This window comes from Mesorhizobium sp. M7A.F.Ca.US.006.04.2.1 (assembly GCF_004022915.1).
Taxonomy (GTDB): Bacteria; Pseudomonadota; Alphaproteobacteria; order Rhizobiales; family Rhizobiaceae; genus Mesorhizobium; species Mesorhizobium ciceri.
Genome location: NZ_RZQA01001144.1, coordinates 1 through 1,565, shown reverse-complemented (window position 1 = coordinate 1,565; position 1,565 = coordinate 1). Strand labels below are relative to the sequence as shown.

The window sequence follows — 1,565 nt, the reverse complement described above, 5'->3', positions numbered from 1 at the left end:
AACAAGAACGGCTTCAAGAACGTCGTGCTTGGTCTGTCCGGCGGCATCGATTCGGCGATCTGCGCGGCGCTGGCCGTCGATGCGCTCGGCGAGGAACGGCTGCGCGCGGTGATGATGCCCTACCGCTATACCTCGAAGGATTCGCTCAAAGATGCCGAGGATTGCGCCCGCGCTCTCGGCTGCCGCTATGACATCGTGCCCATCTTCGAGCCGGTCGAGGGCTTCCTGCACGCACTGACGCAGATGTTCGAAGGCACCAAGGAAGGTATCACCGAGGAGAATTTGCAGAGCCGCGCACGCGGCACCATCCTGATGGCGATCTCCAACAAGTTCGGCTCGATGGTCGTCACCACCGGCAACAAGAGCGAGATGTCGGTCGGTTATGCCACGCTCTATGGCGACATGAATGGCGGCTTCAATCCGATCAAGGACCTCTACAAGATGCAGGTCTACGCGCTGTCGCGCTGGCGCAACAGCCACGTGCCGCCGGGTGCGCTGGGCCCCTCGGGCGAGGTGATCCCGAAAAACATCATCGACAAGGCACCGTCGGCGGAATTGCGCGAGAACCAGACCGATCAGGATTCGCTGCCGCCCTATCCGGTGCTGGACGATATCCTCGAATGCCTGGTCGAGAATGAGATGGGTGTCGACGACATCGTCGCGCGCGGCCATGACCGGGCGACGGTGACGCGCATCGAGCACCTGCTCTACATCGCAGAATACAAGCGACGGCAGGCGGCGCCGGGCGTGAAGATCACGAAAAAGAATTTTGGCCGCGACCGCCGCTACCCCATCACCAATCGTTTCAGGGATCGCAGCTAGGTACCGAAAGCGCACGCGGCGCGGCCGGAGACAACCATGCCCGATTGTGAGATCAGCTTCGACATGTCACGGATCGATTTCCGTGCGACATCGGACCTGTTAATGGCAAGCTATTGGGGCGCCGGACGCACTGACGAAGTCCATCGCCGCGCCTTTGCCAATTCGCTTTGCGTCGGCGCCTATGTCGATGGCAGGCAAGTCGGCTTCGGCCGGGCGATCACCGACCGCACCGTATTCGCCTATCTCGCCGATCTCATCATCTGGCCGGAGAATCGCGGGCAAGGCATAGGAAGCCGGCTCGTCCAGGCCTTGATCGACCATCCGGAGGTCAGGACCGTTTTCCATTGGAGCCTGTCGACCAGCGATGCCCATGGCATGTATGAAAAGCTCGGGTTCAAGCCATCGACCGATGGCCGCTACATGCGCTTGGATCGCGTTCCTGAATGAGGCGCGGCTTGCCCGCCATTGTTGCAAAATAATCGCAGTGGTTGGACCAGATACGCTTTTGGCGTCAGCCCGTCTTGGCGGTGCATCGGAGCGTCTCTATAAGAACCGCTCCGCAATTGTCTTGCGGGAGGTCCGAATGGCAGTATTTCACATGGCAATGCGAGGCCGCGAAGCCTAGGTCTCATCCGGCGCTCCGCGAAGGTTTGCCCTTCGTGCCGATGCCGGATCGAGCACAGGCTTATGCCGATGCCGATCGCCGCCCGGTTATGGGCGATACGCCAAATATGCCACTCCGC

General features: G+C 60.8%; 2 protein-coding genes. Both read left to right on the top strand.

The window, feature by feature from the left end; translation table 11 throughout:
- Window positions 1–822 (top strand): NAD+ synthase (locus tag EN925_RS35200; RefSeq protein WP_128337335.1); only part of this gene is annotated, 822 nt, incomplete at its 5' end.
- Window positions 823–858: 36 nt separating this feature from the next.
- A complete protein-coding gene (locus EN925_RS35195; RefSeq protein WP_027161485.1) occupies window positions 859–1,269 on the top strand; it encodes a GNAT family N-acetyltransferase in 411 nt (136 codons plus the stop codon).
- Window positions 1,270–1,565 lie beyond the last annotated feature (296 nt).